20 protein-coding genes are annotated in these 24,426 nt (G+C 36.0%); 6 read left to right on the forward strand and 14 right to left on the reverse strand.

The window, feature by feature from the left end:
- Positions 1-246 precede the first annotated feature (246 nt).
- Together grxD and CUN60_RS09145 are read left to right on the forward strand one after the other, a co-directional pair.
- The gene (gene grxD, locus CUN60_RS09140) at positions 247-555 is read left to right on the forward strand and encodes a Grx4 family monothiol glutaredoxin (RefSeq protein ID WP_102951746.1); all 309 of its coding nucleotides are present in this window, start codon (positions 247-249) and stop codon (positions 553-555) included.
- 58 nt (positions 556-613) lie between these two features.
- Positions 614-2,104, forward strand: coding sequence for an NAD(P)H-hydrate dehydratase (locus CUN60_RS09145; RefSeq protein WP_158649371.1), 1,491 nt, complete (start codon positions 614-616; stop codon positions 2,102-2,104).
- Between the two features lie 456 nt (positions 2,105-2,560).
- On the opposite strand, the gene CUN60_RS09150 is transcribed toward CUN60_RS09145, so the two are convergent.
- From CUN60_RS09150 to CUN60_RS09200, 11 genes are all read right to left on the reverse strand, one after another.
- Positions 2,561-3,301: a helix-turn-helix transcriptional regulator gene (locus tag CUN60_RS09150; protein WP_102951748.1), complete on the reverse strand. Its 741-nt coding sequence runs from the start codon at positions 3,299-3,301 to the stop codon at positions 2,561-2,563.
- Entirely contained in the window at positions 3,288-4,052 is a 765-nt protein-coding gene (locus CUN60_RS09155) for a hypothetical protein (protein WP_102951749.1), read from the reverse strand. The genes CUN60_RS09150 and CUN60_RS09155 overlap by 14 nt, the downstream gene beginning before the upstream one ends.
- A 16-nt stretch (positions 4,053-4,068) precedes the next feature.
- Positions 4,069-5,394, reverse strand: coding sequence for an NAD(P)/FAD-dependent oxidoreductase (locus CUN60_RS09160; RefSeq protein WP_102951750.1), 1,326 nt, complete (start codon positions 5,392-5,394; stop codon positions 4,069-4,071).
- A 101-nt stretch (positions 5,395-5,495) separates the two neighbouring features.
- Positions 5,496-6,377, reverse strand: coding sequence for a DMT family transporter (locus CUN60_RS09165; protein WP_102951751.1), 882 nt, complete (start codon positions 6,375-6,377; stop codon positions 5,496-5,498).
- A gap of 4 nt (positions 6,378-6,381) precedes the next feature.
- Positions 6,382-7,287: a LysO family transporter gene (locus CUN60_RS09170; RefSeq protein ID WP_102951752.1), complete on the reverse strand. Its 906-nt coding sequence runs from the start codon at positions 7,285-7,287 to the stop codon at positions 6,382-6,384.
- A 9-nt stretch (positions 7,288-7,296) separates the two neighbouring features.
- Entirely contained in the window at positions 7,297-8,490 is a 1,194-nt protein-coding gene (locus tag CUN60_RS09175; RefSeq protein WP_102951753.1) for an NAD(P)/FAD-dependent oxidoreductase, read from the reverse strand.
- A 6-nt stretch (positions 8,491-8,496) separates the two neighbouring features.
- Positions 8,497-9,372 carry a fumarylacetoacetate hydrolase family protein gene (locus CUN60_RS09180; RefSeq protein WP_102951754.1) on the reverse strand — a complete coding sequence of 292 codons (876 nt, stop codon included), beginning with the start codon at positions 9,370-9,372 and terminating at the stop codon, positions 8,497-8,499.
- 19 nt (positions 9,373-9,391) lie between these two features.
- Entirely contained in the window at positions 9,392-10,591 is a 1,200-nt protein-coding gene (locus tag CUN60_RS09185) for an MFS transporter (protein ID WP_102951755.1), read from the reverse strand.
- Between the two features lie 20 nt (positions 10,592-10,611).
- The gene (bla, locus tag CUN60_RS09190; RefSeq protein WP_102951756.1) at positions 10,612-11,550 is read right to left on the reverse strand and encodes a class A beta-lactamase; all 939 of its coding nucleotides are present in this window, start codon (positions 11,548-11,550) and stop codon (positions 10,612-10,614) included.
- A gap of 65 nt (positions 11,551-11,615) precedes the next feature.
- A complete protein-coding gene (locus tag CUN60_RS09195; protein ID WP_102951757.1) occupies positions 11,616-12,218 on the reverse strand; it encodes a flavin prenyltransferase UbiX in 603 nt (200 codons plus the stop codon).
- Positions 12,218-13,483 (reverse strand): 6-phosphofructokinase, encoded by a 1,266-nt coding sequence (locus CUN60_RS09200; RefSeq protein ID WP_222593251.1) that lies wholly within the window; start codon positions 13,481-13,483, stop codon positions 12,218-12,220. The genes CUN60_RS09195 and CUN60_RS09200 overlap by 1 nt, the downstream gene beginning before the upstream one ends.
- Before the next feature lie 128 nt (positions 13,484-13,611).
- Between CUN60_RS09200 and CUN60_RS09205 the strand changes: the two genes are divergently transcribed.
- On the forward strand, positions 13,612-13,887 hold the full coding sequence (locus tag CUN60_RS09205) for a hypothetical protein (protein ID WP_102951759.1): 276 nt from the start codon (positions 13,612-13,614) through the stop codon (positions 13,885-13,887).
- A 40-nt stretch (positions 13,888-13,927) separates the two neighbouring features.
- Here the strand turns inward: CUN60_RS09205 and CUN60_RS09210 are convergent, their stop codons facing one another.
- Positions 13,928-14,389: a hypothetical protein gene (locus CUN60_RS09210; RefSeq protein WP_102951760.1), complete on the reverse strand. Its 462-nt coding sequence runs from the start codon at positions 14,387-14,389 to the stop codon at positions 13,928-13,930.
- A gap of 309 nt (positions 14,390-14,698) precedes the next feature.
- Positions 14,699-15,418 (reverse strand): helix-turn-helix transcriptional regulator, encoded by a 720-nt coding sequence (locus CUN60_RS09215; protein WP_102951761.1) that lies wholly within the window; start codon positions 15,416-15,418, stop codon positions 14,699-14,701.
- Positions 15,419-15,586: 168 nt separating this feature from the next.
- On the opposite strand from CUN60_RS09215, the gene CUN60_RS09220 reads away from it, so the two are divergent.
- From CUN60_RS09220 to CUN60_RS09230, 3 genes are all read left to right on the forward strand, one after another.
- Positions 15,587-18,196 carry a hypothetical protein gene (locus tag CUN60_RS09220; RefSeq protein WP_102951762.1) on the forward strand — a complete coding sequence of 870 codons (2,610 nt, stop codon included), beginning with the start codon at positions 15,587-15,589 and terminating at the stop codon, positions 18,194-18,196.
- A 418-nt stretch (positions 18,197-18,614) separates the two neighbouring features.
- Positions 18,615-20,873 (forward strand): thaumatin family protein, encoded by a 2,259-nt coding sequence (locus CUN60_RS09225; protein WP_102951763.1) that lies wholly within the window; start codon positions 18,615-18,617, stop codon positions 20,871-20,873.
- Between the two features lie 68 nt (positions 20,874-20,941).
- Positions 20,942-21,853, forward strand: coding sequence for a LysR family transcriptional regulator (locus tag CUN60_RS09230; RefSeq protein WP_102951764.1), 912 nt, complete (start codon positions 20,942-20,944; stop codon positions 21,851-21,853).
- Positions 21,854-21,975: 122 nt separating this feature from the next.
- Here the strand turns inward: CUN60_RS09230 and CUN60_RS09235 are convergent, their stop codons facing one another.
- Positions 21,976-24,399 carry an ankyrin repeat domain-containing protein gene (locus tag CUN60_RS09235; RefSeq protein WP_102951765.1) on the reverse strand — a complete coding sequence of 808 codons (2,424 nt, stop codon included), beginning with the start codon at positions 24,397-24,399 and terminating at the stop codon, positions 21,976-21,978.
- Between the last annotated feature and the right edge of the window lie 27 nt (positions 24,400-24,426).

Here is a 24,426-nt window from a genome sequence, read left to right on the forward strand (position 1 = left end):
TACCGATTCTAAATTATTGCTATTATAGCATATGAAGTTTTATCATTAATGCTATAAACACCTTACAGATAAATGAATAAAATAATCATTGAGCACCCAATCTCAATCTTGAAGGAAACACTTGGCATTTAGAGTTGACAAGAGTAGGTTACAATACGAGAGAGAGAGAAGATAATTAATTACAAGCAGTTATTGTTAGTGTAGTATAATTAATACTCTTAATAGTAAAAATTTTAGGGTTGTTTTATGCAAGGTAGTATTGAAAAAATTGATAATTTAGTTAAAAATAATAAAGTTGTTTTATTCATGAAAGGTTCCGCAAAGTTTCCTTTGTGTGGTTTTTCTGGACGCGCAGTTAAAATTCTCTCATTATGTGGTGTTACCGATTTCGTCACCTTTAATGTTCTTGAAGATGAGGGTGTTCGCCAGCAAATAAAAGAATACTCAAACTGGCCAACAATCCCACAGTTATACATAAATGGAGAATTTGTCGGTGGATCAGATATCATGGCAGAAATGTACGAATCTGGGGAACTTCAGCAATTATTACCTTAATAAGAAGAGGTCCACAGATGACCTCTTTTTTAATTCATAATATTAAATGGAATATGCAATGAATGATTTTCTAAATCTGCTTCAGTTAAGGCAAATTGAAAATGAAGCTGCCAAAAATAGTATAGATTTGATAGATCGTGCCGGACACTCTACTGCATTATGGGTAAATGGTAAATTTAACAAAAAAGCCAGAATACTAATAGTAGCTGGACGGGGCAATAATGGTTGTGATGGCTTAGCAGCAGCAATACATCTTCAGCAGCTGGGCTATAAAGTTGATTGTATCAGATTATTTAAAGATAATACCAATGCTAATCAAGAATGGTTTAATAAATTACAAGCATTGAAAAAAAGCCTGACAAAATTCCCTCAGGATCTTGAAAAATATACATTAATAATAGATGCTATTTATGGTATTGGATTAACTCATGAGCTTGATGTCGAAACCAGCAAAATAATCCAGAAGATTAATGATTCAAATGCACATATTCTTGCTCTTGATGCGCCAAGCGGCTTAAATCCCTTTAGTGGAAGAGTTCAGGGATCTTCTATCATTGCGGACTCAACACTTACTTTTATCAGTGATAAGCCCGGACTACATACTGGTGATGGACTTGATACTTGTGGTGAAATTGAAATTGCTGATTTAATCAAACTATCTGATTATAAGCTCTTACCTGCGAATAACAAGATTGAATTTAACCTGCTTGATGATATACCCTACCAGCATCTGATGCGTTCTAAATTTAACACCAGCAAGGGAAATTATGGCACTGTAGCCATCATCGGTGGTAATCAAGGTATGCATGGAGCACTATACCTTGCTGGAAAAGCCGCACTACTTTCAGGAGCGGGGAAAGTAGTGTTGGGCGCTCTTGATAACGATTTTACATTAAACTTTAATACTCCTGAATTAATGTCCCAATCGCCCAAAGAAATTATTCAGAATATTCAAGCATTTGATGCTATTGCTATTGGTCCAGGTCTTGGACAAGATGACAAAGCTGTAAAAATATTAAATAAATTATTAGATAATATTGAAGATAGTAAACTTCTTGTTGATGCAGATGCCTTGAATCTTATATCAACCAATCATGATCTCAAACTTAAATTTAGAGAAGTCCGCTATAAAATTATTACACCACACCCCGGTGAAGCAGCACGAATTCTTGGGGTTACGGTAAACGAAGTTCAAGATAATCGATTTATGTCGATCGCGGATTTAACTGACAAACTAAATAGTGTTACGATTCTAAAAGGAGCAGGAACCTTAATCCAGTCGGAGAAGAATATTTATATTAACTCAACTGGAAATCCAGCTCTGGCTAATGCAGGACAAGGTGATACCCTAACTGGAATTATAGTTGCTCTACTTGGTCAAGGAATGGATTTGCTTTCTGCAAGCCGTTTTGGCGTATTTATCCATGGACTAGCAGCTACCAAACTAGTCTTATCGCGCCGTGGATTTAATGGAATACTTGCTAGTGATGTCGCTGAGGAAGCATCTAAATTAATAAATGAATATGTATATGCCGGAGTTTTTGAGTAAAATCGCATCTTTAAATTAATACCAATAATGTAACTACTGTATCCCCCCTGTAACTAAGGGAATATAAAAATCCGACGCAGTTTAGATGAGAGTAAAATAAGAAGTCTTGCAACGCAGCTATTGCTAGATAGTCCGAGCAGTTTCCCAATAATTTCCTACACGCATGGTTGACAGATTATATGGCAATAAATTAAAATTACCAGTAAGAGAAAACTAAAATAAATTTTAATGATAACCATGTTTTGTAAAAAGGAGAACTAAAATGGATGCATTTTGGCTTCTTATAGCACTCGCAGTTAGTGGTTTATTTTTATTGTTTATTACACTTGGTGTCAATAAAAAAGAACAGAATCGCAAAGCCAAACATGAGTAGCGCGCTTGGTTAACGTCATTGACTGTGATATTAGAGTGTCTGTTTAAAATTTCCCAGTTTACCCAAAAATACTAAACTGGTTCTTAGATATTATTGACCATCTCAGGAATATTTAATGCAGGCAATCTTAAATCATTTTCCGAGCTATTAATAATTAATTCAATCAGCTCAGTTATTGATGAACAGTTGTACTTTTGATAAAGTTTAGTCAAGAAGTATTTTATTTGCCGATCGCTATATTCTTTACTAGTAAGATTTTGCAGTATATAAGCAATTTCCTTACGCTGATGAAAGCCCATGAGTAAACAGGCAATAATTTGATGCTGCTCTTCCGAAAGCTCTTCTTTAAATACCACATCAACTTTATCCTGCCGTCCTGACATTACCCGGTGAATTATATTACTATGTTGAGCAAGATTCAATAGTGCAGCTGAAATAAATATCCCAACACAGTTATTTGTTCCTGGATTTATTATTGGTCTTTTCCGTATATAATATAATCTTATTTCATTACCCTGCTTAATCTGATATACAGACTCATGAAATACCTTTTCCTGAATAATTTTACATTCAGACTCTTCGATCTTTAATGCCAGATTACTATTATTATAAATACTAAATCTACGTCCCAAAATTTCACTGCCACAATTAAAAATTTCAGAAAATTGATTTGAAATACCTAAATATTCAAGCCTAGTATTCACTACTGCCGCAATTTCATTATAAAAAATATGTTTTAGTAGCCATAACTGATTTAATAAATATTCCTCATCGGAAAGAAAGTCATTATTTTGTGGCAAATCATAATCTTCATGTATCAACATATTTATTACTCGATAGGATAGTTACCAGAAGCAAATACATCCGGGGGAGTTCAAGATTAATCATATCATTTGAAATTAAGGTTAATAATTGGCTAATACTGCTACAGTGAAATTTTTGATATAATGCATTTAAGCCATTTTTTACTTTGATTTCATTTATTTTTTCTTTAGTAACATTGCTAAGCATGGCAGAAATTTCTTTTCTAGAATGAAAACCGAGTAACAAGGCAAATATTATCTGTTGCTCACTGTTAGTTAATTTTTGCTCTTTAGTAGCTAAGTATGAACTTTTATTGGGTACAAATAGCTTAAGATAGGATTTTCGCAATATGCCAGGCTTGAACTTTCCGGCAACAATTAGAAGTCCAACTACATTATTATTAGATGGATTTATCAGTTGCCGCTTCCGAATCCCACAGTATTCCGTTTTCTCATTTTTTTGGTAAAAGCAAATTGAATCCTGACATGGATATTTTTCAAGGATGTCCTGCTCTTGTTGCAAAATAGCCAACTCGGTATCAATATCAGTTAAATTATTGACAATTTTTTTACCAAGAGCATTCTTATCTAAATTAAATTCATAGGCATATTCATCAGACATTGCAATATATTCAAGAGCAGAATTTTTTACTGCAATCATTTCCCCTCTAAAAAGATAGCTGACATTCTTTATAGTATAACGCAAAAACTCCCGATCTGTCATTAGAGGAAATGAATCTATCTGTTTTCGCAATAATTCTAAAACATGCATTCATTACACCTTATAATCATGAATCCGGCTTGGCAACATTTCGTTGAAGAAAGGCCTTTGAGCTATTTTCTTCTATTTCATTATCATGAACAATCAAACGACTACCACGTTTGGATGTCCAATAAGTCCATGCCCAACGCAACATAATCATTAATTTATTATCATAACCAATCAGATACCAAATGTGTACCACCACCCATAATATCCAAGCGATATAACCGGAAAACTCTAATTTACCAAGTTGCGCAACAGCTGCATTCTTACCGATTACTGCCATATTTCCCTTATCCAAGTATTTGAAGCTCTCCCCTGACTCACCATTTGCCTCTTTTTTTAATAATTTACCAATATAGTACCCCTCCTGCATTGCGACTGGGGCAATACCAGGTAAAGGCTTACCGTTTTTATCTTTTAGATGCGAAATATCACCCAGCACAAAAATATTCGAATAACCAGGGATGCTTAAATCGGGATTTACTTCTATTCTACCCTGAGTATCTTGTTGTGCATCAGTTTTATTGGCAAGAAGTCCAGCAAGCGGAGTCGTTTTCATTCCGGCTGCCCATAATACAGTTTGAGTGAAAAGAGTCGTTTCACCACCTTCAGATTTGAGTCGAATATACTCGGATTGAATATCAGTAACCCTATTATTAGTAACAACAGTAACCCCAAGTTTATGTAACTGATCTACTGCTTTTTGAGATAGTTTGCTGCTATAAGCTGGTAAAGCTCTATCAGAACCTTCTACTAGAATAATTTCAACATCAGATGGAACAAAATTACGAAAATCTTTACGTAAGGTATTATGCGCAAGTTCGCCCAAAGAGCCGGCTAATTCAACTCCTGTAGGTCCACTACCCACGACAACAAAACGTAACAAAGCCTTGCGTTTTTCTGAGTCTTTCTCCAACTCAGCTTTTTCAAAAGCCATAAATATACGGTTACGGATTTCAAGTGCATCTTCAATAGTTTTTAATCCTGGGGCGTGTTCTGCCCATTGAGTATTACCAAAATAATTATGAGTAACACCACTACAAACAATTAATTTATCGTACTCAAAATCACCTTCATCAGTAATTACTAGCTGATTTTTAATATCAAAATCATGGACTTTTGTTCGATAAACAGAAACATTTTTATCTTTTGTCAATGCAGAACGTAACGGAAAGGTAATATCTGCCTCGGTTAAACTAGCTGTAGCGACCTGATACAAGAGAGGCTGAAAAAGATTAAAATTACGCTTATCCAATAAAGTAACTTGATAAGAACTGTCTTTCAATTCCCAAGCAGCTGCTAAACCAGCAAACCCGCCACCAACAATAACTACTTTTGGCTTAGTCATAACTCCTCCATCTTTTCAAACCTGATGTGTACATGATATACACAACTATTTACAAAAACTCAAGATATAATTATACCAAGCGGAATAAAGTTTATTTATAACTATTTACGGGCATAAATAACTATTGACATCATAACTAGCATCATGCCAATAAATTTATTTAATGTCAACCCCTCTCCCAAAATAATCCAAGCAAGAATTACCGTTGCCAGAGGCATAAATGCAGTTGATAACGCAGCATAAGCAGCATCAATATTTTTTATACCTTTTTGCCAGAAGATAAAAAATAGGCCTGAATTTATTCCAATAATTATGAGCATAGTCCAATCATGCAGTGAAACCATACTCCATAAACTTGCTGGCAAAAATAAAATGATAATAAAAAGGATGGGTACATTTATCGCATTAAGCATAAATACTTTTAGCATATTATTCATTTTTAATGGGTAATATTTACTTAAAGTGTAATATAAGCCATCTGGTATGAGAGAAATAAAAATTAGAAAATTACCAAGTACTGCCTTGCTATTTTGGCTTCCTAAAGCACCATAATTAATCAAAATCAAACCACAAATTGAAATCATAATTGAGAGCATCATCTTAGATGTCATTTTTTGCCGAAATAATAAGATATTTAAGCAAATAACAACAGCTGGCAATAAACTAGTGATTAGACCAGCACTATTTGCATCAGTATAATGTAGCCCACTTAGCATGATAAAATTAAACGCGACTCCAGCTCCGATTGCTTTAGCAAATAAAACAAACCAATCATTACGGCAAAAATCAAATTTAAATCTTCTAGCATCATCATTTCTGATTAGAAGTAATAGCATAAAGATACTGGCAAAACTAAACCGAATCGTCATAATTATAACTGGATTTAGATGATTAACCAGGCCTTTACTTAGTACAATATTTACCCCGACACAGGCTTGAGCTAAAAATAACCACCCCATTGATTTTAATAAAATTTTATTCATTCGGTTACAGTTTTGCAAAAACAGATATTAAAACTGGTACTGCTATACTTAGTAGCATTCCACTAGAAATTGCCAGAATAACGCATTCCTCATGTAAATTTTGCTTAATAACAGGTAAAGAAAAATCCATTGCCGTACCCCCACAATAACCAACCATTGAAGCAGGATAGCGCTGTCCCAAGCTTGGAATCAGAATAATTGCGATAACCTCGCGGATAAAATCAATAAAAAACGCCATTGCTCCATAGTTCTGATCGATCAGATTACCGGTTAGAATACTCGATAAAGTGTACCAACCAAAACCGGAGCTGAGAATTAAACCATGTGTCCATTTTATTCCACAGATATATGCAGCAATACTACCAGCTATAAGTGAACTTATAATTATCAAAGCTGCCAATTTTAAACCATTTCGGTTTAAGATCACAGAAACAAGCGAAACACCATTAGCCCGCATCTGGTGTCCGATGATGAAAAGTAAGATAAATAATAGCAGCGATATAAACTCGCTTAGCGCATGTAATGGATGTTTGATAAGTACGCCACAGCACATGCCAATTATGATAATAACTACATACTTACCACTCTCCCTAGCAAATTGAAGGAAATTAGCACTTTTGCTATGATGAAGGGGCTTACGTAAGCTGCGATTTATTTTTTTTAATAACCAATAACAAGCATAAAAATTTGCTAGAAATAAGGCGATTGTAAAAGTAACTACAATTCGACTAAGCGAAATAAGCTGACTTATTAAATCACTGCTACTACTACCTAACTCATAGCCCATTACAAAAAGGATAAGCACAACTATATAGACCAACGTTTTATTAAGCGCACTATCCGATATGGGAAGGTTTTTAATCCCATAACCCAAGACTAATGCACCTAAAATAGCTAATAACTGTATCATCTGTTTTCTTTATAAATAATTTTCAGCCACATGCTTGGCAAAAGCAAAGGATGCGGTATATGCGGGAGAAACACTGTTTATTATATGTATTGAATTAAGTCCACGCTCAATCAAAAAATCATCCATAATTTCTTGCTTTTTCAAATTATACAATCGTGGCTGGATGCCTGGAGTACCCCAATCAGTAAACTCAAACTGTTTAATATTTTTCACTAAATTTGTAGAGTATTTTATCAAACCTTTTTTTGTCTGTTTTTTAAGTTCAGCAAAGGCAAGATCCCTAAAATTAAACTTATTACTCCAAAGTAATTTAAATTCAGTTCCTAATACTTCACGCATTTCATTAAAGCGCCAGTTTTCAAGCCATGAATAATTTTCACGCGCAAGACATGGTACTGCAGTTGGTCCAACTTTTATTTTGCCGTCATATTCCGGTGAGAAATGAACTCCAAGAAGCTTTATCTTCGCATCTGGCACCGGATAAATATGTCTCCGATAATTGCCAATCAAATCATTACAGTAGAGAAAAATTCCTTTAAATGGAATCAGAACATAGTCTTCAATCAAACCAAAATCCGTCGCAATTTTATCAGCATACATTCCAGCACAATTAATCAGGGTCATGTACTCAATCTCTCCCTGACTGGTTTTTATACAATTCCCATTTATATTTTCAATATACTCTGTTTTAAACATAAACTTGACACTTGCATGAGCTAACTCACGCTGCAATTCGGAACAAATAGCCAAGGCATGAAATGATGCCGTATCAGGCGAATAAATGGCATAGCCAGAAGTTTTGGCGGTAGGCTCGATTTCGGATAGTTCTTTCTCATCAACGAGGCTACAATTAACGCCATTGGCAATTGCTCGCTGGTAAAGCTCCTGTATTTGAATAGTTTCGGAATCATTAGCCGCAACTACAACCTTTCCACATTGGTTAAGCGGAATTTTATTTTTGAGCGAATAATCCCTAAGCATTTTCGAACCTGCAACACAGAACTTGGCACGCAAACTGTCGGTGGCATAGTATAAGCCAGCATGAAGTACACCGCTATTTCTGCCACTGGCATGGCGCGCAATCCAATCTTCTTTATCAATAACCAGAATTGATTTATTAGGATATTTATCGCACAACTCTCTAGCAATAGTTAAACCAATTATTCCTGCCCCAACTATTAAATAATCTGTCTTTAACTGCATTTTATCCTACTCTACTACATTTTCCAGCACACCGATGCCAGCAACTTCAATCTTAACTTTATCACCAGATTGTAGAAATCTTGGTGGATTAAAGCCCATTCCCACCCCACTAGGTGTTCCAGTTGCAATAATATCACCAGGATAGAGAGTAATCCCAGCAGATAAACTTTCAATAAGCGCCGGAATATCAAAGATAAATAATGAAGTCGAAGAGTCCTGACGTAACTCATCATTAACCCAACAACGGATGGCAGTATTATTACCATCAAATTCATCTTTGGATACCAACCATGGTCCCATTGGGCAAAAACTGTCTAAACTCTTGGCTATATGCCATTGCTGATGTTTCTTTTGTAGATCGCGTGCCGAGACATCATTAATTATCGTATATCCCCAAACATGCTCCATTGCATTTTCACGACTAATTCCTCGCCCTTTTTTACCAATAACAACAGCTAGCTCTGCCTCGTAATCCAGATGATTAGTCAAGTTTGCATGACGAAGGATTTTAGCCTGTGGCGCAATTACCGATTCTGGTACTTTAGTAAAAATAATCGGATATGTTGGGGCTTCACTTCCTGAAGTTGGGCCGCTACCTAAACCACTTTTGGCTACTTCTTTTACATGGTCTAGATAGTTTTTGCCAGCACAAAAGATATTTCGTCGTGGTCTTGGCAATGGTGCTTCTAGTTCGACGCTATCAAGTGAAGTAGTTTCCCTGATTTTCGGCAACTCGCCACCTTCCGAAAGAAGATCTAGCAGGTATTGAACGCCATTTTTTGCATTTTCAATAGTTAAATCAAATATTGATACCATTTTAGCAGCAACATCAACAATCCCGACACACCTTTGTTGATTATAGCGAAATGTAGCTAGTTTCATGATTAGATCCTTTCAATATTCATCTTGCTTTTGAATGTAACATTGTACGATATATAAACATGCAAAGCAAAATCATAATAAAATAAGTCAGCAGCATTTCTGTAGCTGAATTTACATTAAGTAAACTAATTATAAATGATGAAGCAGCAGTTATTGAACCGTTAATAAGATACATTATCGCAGTTGCTGTACCTGCAATATGACTAAACATAGAAAGACCTTTTCCCATTGAAAGTGGAAAAAGGATTCCAGTTGCAAAAAACATAATTAGACTCGCTACTATAATAAAAGTCAGCGGCATAGTCAAAAGATGGCTAAAAATAAGAAGAACTGTGATTGCCAACAAAAATAAGCTGATCCCTAGCTGAAATATTCGTTCAACAGGCATTATTCCAACCAAATATCTAGCAGTAAAAGTAGCTAAAAGAAAGCTAATACCCATACATAACGCTAATCTACCAAAAAATAATGGAGAATACCCCAATATATTCTGAATCAAAAATGGTCCAGCAGTATGAAAAGTTATTATCAAGGAATATGCTATACCCATTAGTACTGGTAATGCTAAGAAAACTTTATTCGTCAGGATTTCACGACAATTAGCGCGAATAACTGAATATTTGAGCTTCTGACGGCGTGCTATTGTCTCGGGTACAACAAAATAGACTGATGTAAGACAAAACACACCAATTATCGTAAAAAAATAAAACCCAGCCTGCCAACCATAAGCATGCTGTAAATTTGCACCAATAACAGGTCCAATAATCGGACCTAGCCCCCAGACAGTTCCAATAACTGCACCCAGTTTAACTAGTTTCTCTTTCGGCAATATATCCGCAAAGATTGCTCGCAATAAAACAGCCGCTGCCCCACTACTTACCCCTTGCATAAAACGCGAAAATAGAATTACATTTATGCTTGGATAAAATATCGGCAAAATACTGACAATTACAAAAGTCAATAATGCAATTCGAATTAAATTCCTTCGCCCAAAGGCATCGGTTAAGAAGCCAGTAAAAAAATTGCCTAGCGCATAACCAAAAAGGAAAGTTGTTATGACATTCTTAATCATACTTTCGGAAACGTGAATATCGATAGCCATTGCTGGTAAAGATGGAGCAACCAAATCAACAATCATCCCGATAACAGGCATTATAAATAATAATGTCCAGGTTATCAACCGTACCCGTAAAGGCGTTAAGCTAAGATTTTCATTCATGCTATTTTTATACCAGTATTCTATTTTAAATTTAATTGATTGCGAAGACAAGCATCATTTTTGGCCAAAGCATCAATTGCCACTTTAGTTGCCGAGGCAATAACTGAATCATTAGATTTAGCATCTTTTTGATCCTGTGTATAATAGATAGAAATAACTATCGGATCACATTTAGCTGCCCAAATTATACCAATATCATTAGTCGTACCATAAGCACCAGTACCTGTTTTATCGCCAATAATCCAGCTATTTGGTACTCCTGCCCTAATTCTTTTATCTCCGGTCGTATTTGCCTTTAACCATTTGGTTAAATATGCCTGTGAATTACTTTCAAGCGATTGTCCAAAAGCAAGTTTATCTAATGACATTGTCATAGCAAGTGGCGTAGTTGTATCACGGTTATCGGCTGGAATGGCAGTATTTAATTCAGGCTCCATTCGATCTAAACGAAATTTCTCATCGCCAATTGATCTGGCATAATCAGTAATTTTGCCAACACCGCCAGCTTCAGCCACAAGTAAGTTCATAGCTGTATTATCACTATAATCAAGAGCTGCCTGACTCAACTCGCTAATAGTCATGCCTTTAGCTACATATTTGCTGGTAATCGGTGCATAAGCACTTTTATCCGTATCAGCTTTGTTATATTTTATGATTTTTGTTAATAAATCTGACTCTTTCTCACTAGCTTTAAGAATAGCTGCAACCGTCATAACTTTACCAGTACTACAAAATGGAAACCTTTCGTTACCACGATAACTTAAAGTTTCTTTGTTTCTAGTGTTATACACAGCTATACCAATGCGCCCACCGACAGTTGATTCAAGTTTACTCATTTGCTGATAGAAATAACTATTATTACTTGATTTTGCTTCTACCTGAGAAGACTCAATAGCGTATGAATAAAAAGGCAAAATAAGCCCCATAACAATTAAAATCTGCTTATTTTTTGAAAACATTAAATTTATCCTGATATATTTTTTGCTAATTTATAACAATGAAAAATGGATGAGAAGAATAGTTTTTACCAGCGACTTATTAAAGAATTACCAATCCCTGCCTGATCTAGAATCCGGCTAACTACAAAATTAACCATATCTTCAATTGTTGCTGGATGAGTATAAAATGCAGGTATTGGCGGAATAATTGATACCCCAAGTTGCGCAAGTTTCAACATATTTTCCAGATGAATTGCTGAAAAAGGCGTCTCGCGCGGAACCAAAATCAGATTTTTCCGTTCTTTTATTGCTACATCTGCACTTCTAGCAATAAGATCATCACCAATCCCATTAGCAATTTTGGCTAACGTTGCCATAGTGCATGGACAAACAATTGTAACATCAGCAACACTGGAACCAGAAGCAACAGGCGCATACCAATCTTCAATCCCATAAACATTAAACTTATCAGCAACTTTTAAGTCAATCGCCTCAAGTAACTTTTCTCTGGTTAATTGTGGATTATGCGAAAGCGAGATTCCTAATTCCTGATGCATGGTAACTATGCCTGCTTTACTTATTACAAAGTTGACAAGAACATCCTCACGAGCGAGTAACTCTTTCAAAAGAGCAATGACATATGGCATGCCACTTGCTCCTGTTACTGCTAAGGTTATGCTTTTGGGCATTAACGCGTTACCTCAAATACTGGCAATTTCTTCTGCACTTTATGCTTTTTCAAGCGGATATACTCCGGAAGACCATTTTTAAATGGCGGATAATCTTCACCAGTAATTAATGGTAATATATAATCGCGACACTTCTGGGTAATATGAAAGCCATCATTACTAATGAAGTCGTTGGGCATAAATTTCTCATGATTGGCAACTTTAGCCAAATCAACTGACTCAATATCCCAAAGGTATGGTTCTTGCGATACCCGCTTGATTGATGCCATTACCGCATTTTGCCCCTGCAAGGCAAATTCGACACCCCGGTAACCACAAACATACGCCTGCTCAACATCACTAGCCGAGGCAATATGTCGTGCTGAACGTTGTAAATAATCAGCTACAGCCCAGTGGTATTTTAACCCAAGTCTTTTTTTGATGATTCCAGCAAGAATTGGTGCTACACCGCCTAATTGCTGATGACCAAAATCATCCACATTGGTTTGCGAGGCGCTTAATTCAACTCCATTTTTATCCTTGACACCTTCAGAAACTGCAATAACGCAAAAACCATGGCGATCAACAGCTAATTTAACGGCATCGATAAATTTGTCTTCATCAAAGGGAACTTCTGGAAATAAGATGATATGTGGTGGCTCGCCATCATGCGTTGAGGCAACGCCACAAGCAGCAGCTATCCAGCCAGCATTGCGCCCCATCACCTCGAGAATAAAAACCTTGGTAGATGTTTTATACATAGATTCAAGATCATAACCAGCCTCACGAATAGAGGTAGCCACATATTTGGCAACCGAACCAAAGCCTGGGCAATTATCGGTTATTACCAGATCATTATCAATGGTTTTGGGGATATGAATAGCATGGATTGGGTAACCCATTTCTTTTGCCAACTGCGAAACTTTAAGACAGGTATCAGCAGAATCATTACCACCGTTATAGAAAAAATAACCAATATCATAAGCAGAAAATATTTCAATCAGACGCTCATATTCGCGGCGATTTTGCTCTAACGATTTAAGCTTATAACGACATGAGCCAAATGCGCCACTTGGTGTATGACGTAATCCATCAATCAGTTCGCGCGACTCGTGAGTGGTATCTATCAAATCCTCGGTTAAAATTCCTAAGATTCCATTTTCTCCAGCATACAAAGTACCAATTTGATGTGCATAATCGCGACAAGCATTAATAACCCCAGCTGCCGAAGCATTTATAACCGCAGTAACTCCACCCGATTGAGCATAAATCGCATTTTTCTTCATGACGAACCCTATCATCTATTATTTGAAACTTGTGTAAATTATACCAGAAACGGCATTCTCGCGATGTACTTTGGACAGGAAAACATGTTACAATAAGACGTTAAACAAGGATAGAGTAAGACAAAAAAATGATTTATATGATAAACCAGAAAGAGCAACGATTCTACTGGTTATTTTTACAGCAGGATCTTTTAGGCACATGGTGTGTACGTAAAATATCGGGTGGGCTACATAACAATCATCGCCGCGAACAATGGTTTAGCTATGAAGATAAACTTAGTGCAGCGAAAGCACTTAGCGAGCTTGAATACCAGCATAGACAGCATGGCTATACTTATGCTGATATAGAAGATGCAGATTATTTTAATCTTACCCCACAAACTATTGAAAAGGTACTAGCATAACTGGGAACAGAGTAACCAGCCATTTTTCTGGATTTTCATATTAGTTATTAATCGTGAATGATTCAAAGATATAATTATTGGTTGGAGGGGTGGTATTCATATTGCTATTTGGCACTGCTTCTACATATACATTGGAATTACCAGGAGTGGTTGCGGTTAAAGTTATACTGCAACTCGTTGTGATAGACTCAGCCGGGTTACTAATTACACAGCTTACTGGTTGTAAAGTAGCAATGTTTGATGACTCTGGTACACCATTATTGAAACTATTCCAAACATAAAAGTTAATGGTTGCAGAACCAATTGGATCACTACCCTGATATGCATTAGTCAGTGTTGCTGTTACCTGTGTAGATTGTCCCACAACTAGCTGAACACTCTCCATCTCGACCCCTAATGAACCCAAGTTTCCAGCCTGCCATGATGAACTACCTGAATTACATCCCACCATAGCCACACCCAAAGCTATTGTACATCCAATATTCCGTATTGTCTTTTTCATGATTTACTTCCAATGATTAAAGGGGGACATTCTAACATAATGTTTTGAGACAGGGTACCATCCAAAATGGGTGGTGTCAGAATCAATTATTTGTAGAAGGTAGAGAAATTTGCAAAATTGGTATAAAACGCTAGAAATCAATACAAAAAAATGTTATCGGTCTGTAGACTAAATTGCGATTTATCTATATTGAATTTACAATACCCCAAAAACACATGAAACTGGGTCTAAGATTCAATCGTAAAGCAACATAACCATCCGAATTGAGATTAGAAAATCGTCAGATGGGTGCTAGATTAGGTAATTGAATTATACTTTACTCATTGGAAACATGAATTCGCCAAATAATGAAAGTGGTACGCTCTTATGGTAGCCATTTTTATGTCCTGCAGCCATTAAGGATTCCAGATTAACAACATCAAATTTGACATACAAATTTCTACTTACAATCTTGGCTACCATTGAACTAGTAACGTTTATTCCATGACTTAAACTTAATAAATCTGCCACCTGCTGATAATTATCACAATAGAATAATAAAAATAGCACCTCATGTTCACGATTGGTCAAGAATTTATCATTTCTTACCCTTGTAGCTGGACGTTCTTCAGAGCTATTGCGAATAATCTCTTTAATCCCATAAAACTGTAACGGATGATCCGGAATTTCACCCGTAACCTTAAATCCAAAAATATTATCTGTCTCATAGTTTATTAATGGCTGAAAATTAATCACAATTAGCCAATATAAAGGATCACGAGAAAATTTTAAAGAAAGCCATTTACTATTACTTCTCTTGGTTCGACAAGATTCAAGAATGTTCCTGAATTTCTCTGTACGCCATTCTTCATTATTAAGTGTTAGTAAACTTTTACCAATGTATGTTCCATCATTAATATTTGCCAACTTTGCAGAGAATCTATCCTCGCTAACAATCTCATAAGCTAAATTAGTGATAAGAGTATGATTATTATCATAAATACTATTATTATATTTTATGGCAAGTTCAAGTGCTTCAGTATCATTCATATCTATATTTCTCCGCTGGCATAAAAATGGACATTTCGTAATTCATCGATTAATACATATTTAAATCAGTAGGTTTACGTATTATAACTTATCTGCGGCATAAACGTGGACAATTTTCAGATTCACCGGATTGTAGAATAACGCTACTTTACAAGAAAGGACTATAATATGAAAAAAATTGTATATTTAACTCTTATGGCTGCTTCTACTGTTGCCTGTACTGGAACAGGATCTTCATCTACAGGTGGTGGAATAAATCCGGCTCCGAATACACTTCAGCTATCAGCACTCTCTATTGATCAAAGTGCGCCTATTCCAATTCTGTCCAGTGGAGTAACCAATACCCAACTATTTGTACATAATAACTCAAAAACTGAAATCAAAAACATCAAATTTAATGTACTTGAGCACGACTCAGCAAAACTTATAAAAATCAGCCAAGCATCAAAAACTAGATGTGAGACCATTGGAGCTGGACAATCTTGTGCTTTGGAAATAAGCACTCCAACTGCAGAAGGCATTGATTTCAAAGGTAGCTCGATTATTCAGGCTCAGTATACGGATGCAAATGGTAGTAAAAAAGAATTCAATACCGTAGCAAGCTATGCACGAATCAATGCAAGTAAAGTATCAGGTGCACAATTTAGCGGGAATGTTAGTGTAGCGGCAAATTCAAAATCAAGCCAATTTGCTACTTTATACATATATGGTGGTGGTAGTTCAGAAATTCATAAAGTCAGATCAATGAAACTAGATAAGCCTGGTTTTAAAATTACTCAAGGTGATTTATCTGGAAGAGAAATTCAATCCGATTATGTTCAGGCAGTAGAAATAGCAATTCCGCCAAGTGCAACCCTAGCATCCGCTAATATAATAACAGAAATTGACTCAACTAATAGTAAAATAGCAAACCGTTCGGCACTTAAGAGTGGTAATAATGCTCAAGCAGTTGTAAATGCTGTGCCATCAGATAATGGTGCATTGTTGACAGTTGGACAGGCAGCGGTACTAAATCTAGCAAATGGCTCTACTGGATCATTTCCAATAGTTAACTCGGGAAATGCTGACGCAAGCGACCTTAATATTTCAGCACCAGAAGGTATAAGTATCCTTGGGGGTGATAACTCCTGTGGTTCAACACTTGCTGCTAATAGCTACTGTTTTGTTTACTATAAGATTACCTCATCTTATACCACAGGCAGTGAATTAATAACTATGACCTACAATGGTGGCACCTCAACTTCATTAAGTAATCTTATTGATTGGTATCGTACTGGAGCCGCAATGGTGTCTATGACAGCTACTAATAGCCCAATGTCATTCCCGCGCTTAGTCGGTTCTGCTACAACAACAGTTACTGTTACCAATAGTGGTGCATATAATTTAACTGGATTAAGTATTGCTACACCAGTAGTTGTTACGGGTAATGCAACACCAACGGTAAGCAATAGTACTTGTGGTACTGATCTTGATATTGGAGAGAGTTGTAGTTATGATGTCAGCGTTGCTTCAACCACTGAGCAAAGTAATAGCCAGATTAATCTAAGATTTAGTGGTAGTTACCAGAAAAATGGTGCTACGGCTAGCTATAACCGAGTATTACCATTTACATTTACGGTAGTTCCAAGTTTACCATCATTGTCTGTAGATACCTTGAATTTGTCAATTATTGGTAATAATCGTGAGTCTGTTACTCAAAACCTTGTTATTCATAATAATGGAAACCATGCAGCAACCATTAGCAGTTCTGGTTTGGTAAATCCTCCTACTTACGTTACATCAGCAGGAACACCTTGTACATCAGTACCTGCCGGAGGCTCATGCCAAACTGCTACTGTCAAGCTAGGCCCTGTTGCAGTAAGTACTACACTAGCAACAACGGTAAACTATAATGTAACGTATAGTGGTGGTGATATGTCAACTCCAGCATCGGTAACAGGAACAATAAATACTGCGGTTCAGCCAAATGAGCAAAATATGTCAATTAGTACATTACCAACTGCAAATGGTTCAGCATCAGGTGATGGTTCTACTAATAACCCATACATATTTAATGGCAGTAGTACGGCTAGCAAATCAATTACGCTTACGCTAAATAATGGTGGACAGAATCCAGTAAAAGTATCAGGGATTATAAATCCAAACTCTGCTTACGCATGGAGAATCGATACTAATGCTTCTACTTGCTATAATGGTGGATTACTACCATCAGCAGCAATTGAGCCGGGCGCAAATTGTACGATAGTATTTAATAATGTCTTACACCAGAATCATTTAGGATTAGGAGATATTGGCGCTAGCTATACCGAAAACCTAACTACTCCAACGGTAATTTTCCAAGATCAGGTCGCAACTGGTACACAATTTAGCGTCCAGCCTACGTTGCCTGCACCATTAAATGGAACAATCCTTTATGCGACGGCACACCAAGCTACATTAGCTAATGGAATTTCACAACCTAGCGTAAATGGTACAGTGACAGTTTCTCATACACTCGCAAATGCAACTGGTTACGCCCCTATCACTGTAACAACGGAAATGGAAGATTATTTCACTGGGGTTCCAACGATGACAAACTGTACCCAAAGTGGCAATAATGGAATCAAGACACAAGTGTGTACACTATCACCAGATGGTTCTGGAAACGCAGTTGCTAGTGGTGCATATACTCCATTTGCCGGGCTAGCAGGTGTAGATCTTACCGCTATTTATGGATTAAATTCAGGTGGACAGATTGTGTCAATGGATAAATTAACCGGGTCAATTACGTTAAAATAATACATCACACCCAATAAAATACCGCAGACTACATAATCTGCGGTATTTTATTAATTCATAATTTTAATAGCCCCCTTCATAACCTATTATAACCAGACTAGAAATAAAGACGTTGAAAAACTGAATCTATACGTCGTAGTCCTAAGTTCCTGTTTGTTTTATGCAACATATAACAAACAGCCCTTCACATCAATAAAAACAATATCATACTGATAAAGTTAAATTTTTATATCAAAATCACTAATTAATTATTACTTTAGCAGTAGGATTCAAGATATAATACGAATAGATTTATCTGACTGATATTACACTAAGTTATTTTTGAATAAGTCACTGGAAATATTAAAGCTCAGTTATCTTCAGATTTATATAATATCAGCTTAAATTACATAAGAATGATTAGGAGATCAAGAATATCATGAATAATAAAAAATTAATTTGGGCAATGACAGCCTATATTGCTGGAGTCAGCAGCCTTCTTGTTGGTTGTAGCGGTGGCAACAGTAGCTCGAGTAGTGGAAATACGGGATTGGTATTTAATACCAACGCAATTACGGTAACTAATGGAAGCTCAGGGGAGTTATTTCTGACGCTTCAAGAAAGCGGAATCAGTGGGCTCAAAGTAGCAATAAATTCATCTAATACTGGAGTTGCAAGTGTAACCCCGGGAGAATGCATACTATCGAGCGAATCAAATGGTCCAAATAGCTGTGAGATTCTAGTTAATGGTCTTAGTAATGGTACAGCCAATATTACAGCTACAGCAGCAGGATTTAATGTAACACCAGTTAACGCTACTGTACAAAGTAATACAATCCAAGGATCACTATCGTTTAGCAAGAATTCAGAATCTATAGCCTTAGGTAGTACTAACTATGTCTATCTTAGTCTGAATGGAAGTTCCGGGGTTTCAAATCTTGTTGTAACGTTAGCATCAACTAAACCTTCCGTTGCCAAACCGGAGGAGCAAACATGCGTACTTTCCAGTGGTATTAATCGTAAATGTGAAGTAACTATCGACGGTATCGCAATTGGCAACGCAGATATTACTGCTACAGCTACTGGCTATACTAGCCCAACACCTATGCTGGCAAATGTCGAAAGCACTGCTAATGCAGGAACTATCTCTTTCAGTAATACCGCGATTTATACCTCACCAGGTAGTTCATCAGAAGTTTTATTAACCCTTAATGATAGTTCGGGAGTATCTGATCTTCATGTTGGGCTTAAAACAACTAATCATGCCATAGCTCAAGTTAGTCCCGAGTCATGTGTTCTTTCCAGTGGAAAACATGCTGTTCGTTCATGTACATTACAGGTTTCTGGACTAGAATCAGGAACTACTACGCTAAATGCAACTGCTACTGGTTATTCAATAACTCCAGCATCAGTATATGTTGAATCTACATCATACGCAAGAACCTTTACAATTCAGAATAACTGTGAATCAACTATTTGGGTTGGCTCTACGGGTGGATCAACTGATTCATTAAAAGCAGATGGAACTGATAGTGGCAGTACTGCCTGCGGAACAAGTAATCCAGGAACGGTATGTCCATCAGGAAGCTCATGTACAAATGCAGGAAAAGCTGGCTGGATTTGTTACTTTAACCCATTACAAAATTCTGGGAATAATTATGCAATTGCACCTAAATCATCAATAATTTTAGGTGTTCCTTCCACTTCCTACGATCCAGGCAATGACTTTGTTTGGTCTGGAAATATGTTTGCTCGCCAGTTATGTGATGCAAATGGTAAATGTGTAGTAGCTAATTGTAATACAGTCAATGGTGGCACAGATATGACTTGTACCACTGGTGCTCAACCACCAGTTACCCTAGCTGAAATAACCATGCTACGGAAAAATCCTGATAGCTATGATATTTCAATTGAGAATGGTTTAAATGTAGGAGCAAGCTTTGGTCCGAATAATACGACGTATAGCTCAAGCCAAACCCCATTTAGCTGTGGAATAGCAGGATCAACCAGTTCCGCAACTTCAGGTGGAACAACAATCAATGCCTCACCTTGGACATTTAACCCAAGTGGTGTAGAACCAAATGGATCCCCAATCACTGCTCCATATTTTACTTGGGTTAGTGGCGATGGAACAGGTACTCCATGCTCGGATAGCTCTAGTTGCAGTAATGGTGATTCTTGTGGCTATACCGAAAGTGCAGTATTATCTGTAAATCCAGTGGGCAATGTTCCTCCACCTGCAAACTATAACCTCACCTGTGGAAAAAAACTTGGTTATTGGTCGGCGGCACAAATCTGGTTCTTTAATCAAAATACAGCAACTAATCTTGCTCCATTTGGATTTAGTCAGACCAATGGAAATTCACCATATAATAATGCGACCCTCTATGCCTGTGCAACGCCGCCGTTATATTCGGGTTATAGCTTGTCATCAGGGCAAACCACGTTAAATACTTGTGGTGCTACCGACTGGAAAAACATTGCCACATTAGCACCAGGTTACTCAGTTCAGGAAAGTAATCCAAACTGGCTAGCTGTCGTACTACCGAATATTACTTGGACAAAACAAGGTTGCCCTAGTTGCTATACATATCCATATGATGATGCAAGTTCATCATTTACATGTGACAATGTAACTCCTGGCTCAGTCACTCCAAACTCAACTAATTATACGGTAACGTTCTGCCCAAATAATTAATACAAACTAAATCCCGCCTTACTGGCGGGATTTTTGCTCCAAATTAACCATCTGTAAAAGCTGTCCACATGGAAATTAAAAACCTATACAGTAATGCCCAAACTTTTTGCCGCTTAATTGAAATTGGAAGTTTTAGCGGTGTTGCCAACAAATATGGAATTAGCCAATCAACGGTTAGCCGGAGGATAAGTATTCTTGAAGAAGATTTGGGTACACTTTTACTAAAAAGGAATACCAGAAGCTTTGAAGTTACAGAAGCTGGCAAAAAATTCTATGACCTCTTTATTAGTCAAGAGGAAACATTGAAAGAAACGGTCAAACAATTTCGTAATCAACAAGAAAATGAACCATATACTATACGAATATCTTTACCAATGGGAGTTATACATAGTATTATTTCGCCACAAATTCCAAAATACCTACATTCTCATCCAAATATTACGATATTGGCATTTTATCAAAACCGTGAAGTTGACTTAGTAAAAGAAAACTTTGATTTTGCTATTTTGCGCCACATTCCTCAGCATACGACACTGCGGATTCGTAAACTTTATAAATGCCAGTTTAATCTGTATTGCACTCCAAAATACATAGAAAAGCATAGCGAACCTAGAAACCTTGACGAACTTAGTGGACACCTACTTGTTGGCGCTGTAATGGAAAACAATATGGAACAACCAGTAATTGATGTAACGACCCCTGATGGCAAACGGATTTTATGGCGACATCAACCAAGACTAATGCTAAATAACAGTGAGCCATCATTAAGAATGGCTAAGCAAAATGACGTAATCATTGGCGGCACAGATCATATGTATCATGATGAGCTCAAAAAAAGAGAGTTAATAAAAATAATGCCAAACTATAAATTTGCCACTTTTGACTATTACTTAGTACGCCTTGATAATGAACAAAACCCACATGTAAAAGAATTTATCAAATTTATAGAAAACTGTTTCACTGAAATAACAGAAAATTAGCCTGTCATTCATAAAAATATTTTTTAATTACCAATTCATTAAAGATCAGTTTGCTCAGCTTGAGTTACTAATTCAAGCATAAAAAAGTGAGGACTCGGGTAATGTAACTCTTTTTAAACATATTATCCGATTAATAAAGCCTGATTACTTACGAGATAATCATTAATTAACTTAGCCTCTGAAAAACTCTCACTTTGAAGAAGTTTTATTGCATTATCTAAATCTTGCTTATCATGAAATTTTGCCCCGTGATTTGTTAATAATCTAACTGTGTCCAACATATATTGCTTAGTTTCTCGACATTCTTTAAGATAAATTTTTATAGGATAAAACCATTCTTGTATGTGATCTTCTTTTGCTTTAAATATTCTAATATTGACATCTGCACCTTTTCTAATTAAATGTTGGATTACATAATTATTGGTATTCCAGCATGCCACCATTAATGGAGTTACACCATTATTTGCTGCTAGGTTAATATTTGCACCTTGTTTAAGAAGGTAATCAATTATGTCTAATCTGTGCGTTGAGCAAGCATAATGAAGTGGAGTATAACCAATTAGGCGCCCTACTAACCATGTTCTTCGGGACTCAGAGCCAATACATCCTCTCGGACTCTCCAGAGTAGTAAAACTGTATACAGTATGGCGGATATCTCCAGAAGTTGTTTCTAATAAAGTTTGAACATTAACTTCTGCACCATTATCAATTAATAATTCTACGATAGATAAAGCTTCTTGCTCACAGGCAGCATGTAGAGGATAGGTTATAAAACTACCCTCCCAATTTCCGCGATACCCATGTTCTGACAAAGATAGATAAGCAGGTTGGTTAGCATTTACGCCATTTCTAATTAGTAATCGTGCAATACTATATAGTTTTTTATCTATTACATTAACTAGTGGGGTTATTCCATTATTTTGGGCTTGATTTAATTCTGCGCCATTTTTAATAAGAAATTCCACAAGATCATAATTACAAGCTCTTGGAGAATCAACTACCCAATTGAATAAGCAATCATTGCTTTGAATATCGACGTAGTCATTTTTCATCGTTTGGTTTATTGGATATCCATTTTTTACAATTAATTTTATTACTTCGAAAAGTAAGTTCACACCACTACCAAAACCTCTATCAAAATAATTTGACAAAAAATAATCACCGTCAGAATAAATAAGGCTTCGTAAAAGATGTGAATCTAAATTTTTAGTAGTGGCTTTACTATTTAATAGAGTAATTGCTATAGCTAACCATTCCTTCTTTTTCTCTTTGACAAAATTATTTAAGACAATCTCTAACGGAGTTGTGTAATATCCATTAAGATTATTTTCGCCATTAATATTATCGACATCCGCACCACAATGGATAAAGCTTCTTATTAAGTTATAATTTAATAAAGAAAAACAAGCAAGCGCTAGCGGTGAACAATTACCCCTGTCTAAAGAGTTTAGATTAGCCCCACTCTTTACAAGGAATCCAATCGCATTCAAGATAAACTTTTCTTTTCTATTCGTTAAATCTTCCTTTTCTGAACTGACCATAAACTGCCAGTGGTCTCTTTCTTCTTTTACCCATCTTGCATCTATAATATAGAGGAAGTCAGAGTCTTTATTTTTATAATTATCAATAGAACATAATTTATGTAAAATAGTATCACCATCTGCATTTATAAAATTGATGTCAAAGCCAGCAAATAATAAAAATCCAGCCTCTTCAAAATTGCCATAAGTAATGGTTCCAAGAAAATTATTAAATAGTTTTTGCTGCCACACCTCAGTTTGCTTGAACTTTACTCCAGAATTAACAAGAATACGTAACAAAGTATATCCATTTCCTAAATTTCCTTCATTATATGCAATTTCTAATAAATTTTGATAACTATCATAGGATAAATTTTTTTCATAGAGATCTATAGAATAATTGTCCAGTTCATTTCTATCTATTTCTTCCCCTGTTAGAATTAGTGTAATTAAGTCTAGCCACCACCTAGTTGTTAATTTCTCTTTATTATATGCCTCTTGAAAAAAATTTATTACACTAATTAACTGTTTTTGACTCTCTAATTTATCAATTTCAAAAGATTTTTTGATTATTCTTTCGACCTCAAAATAATCATCATTAGGCAACAACTCAAGTTGAATAAATTTTGCTAAAGTTTGGTTACTTATTAACTGTTTAACAATAGTATCACCATGTTTTTCAAATATAGCATATTTTCTTTTATCAGCTGTCCTTATTGTTATTGGGCTATACTTTTCTTTTGAGCAACATGTAATATCTGACAAAATAGCATATTGAAATAGCGGAGATAGTACCTTCCACAATAGATAGCCAATAATTAAAGTAGCCCCAACAATTATCCATACCCAGTAAGTTGAGAAAAAGTATAATAATAGTCCAACAATTGTAACAATAAAAATTAGGCTAAATAGATATGTATTAAAATACTCCCCTAGATATATCGTTAGTCTAGGTTCATTAAATTTTGCTATAAGTAATATCAACATAATAATAACAATCAAAGTAATTGAAAATATAATAATCATGTTAATTACCCGCAAAAAGACTAGAAA

The organism is Aquella oligotrophica (genome assembly GCF_002892535.1).
Taxonomy (GTDB): domain Bacteria; phylum Pseudomonadota; class Gammaproteobacteria; order Burkholderiales; family UBA11063; genus Aquella; species Aquella oligotrophica.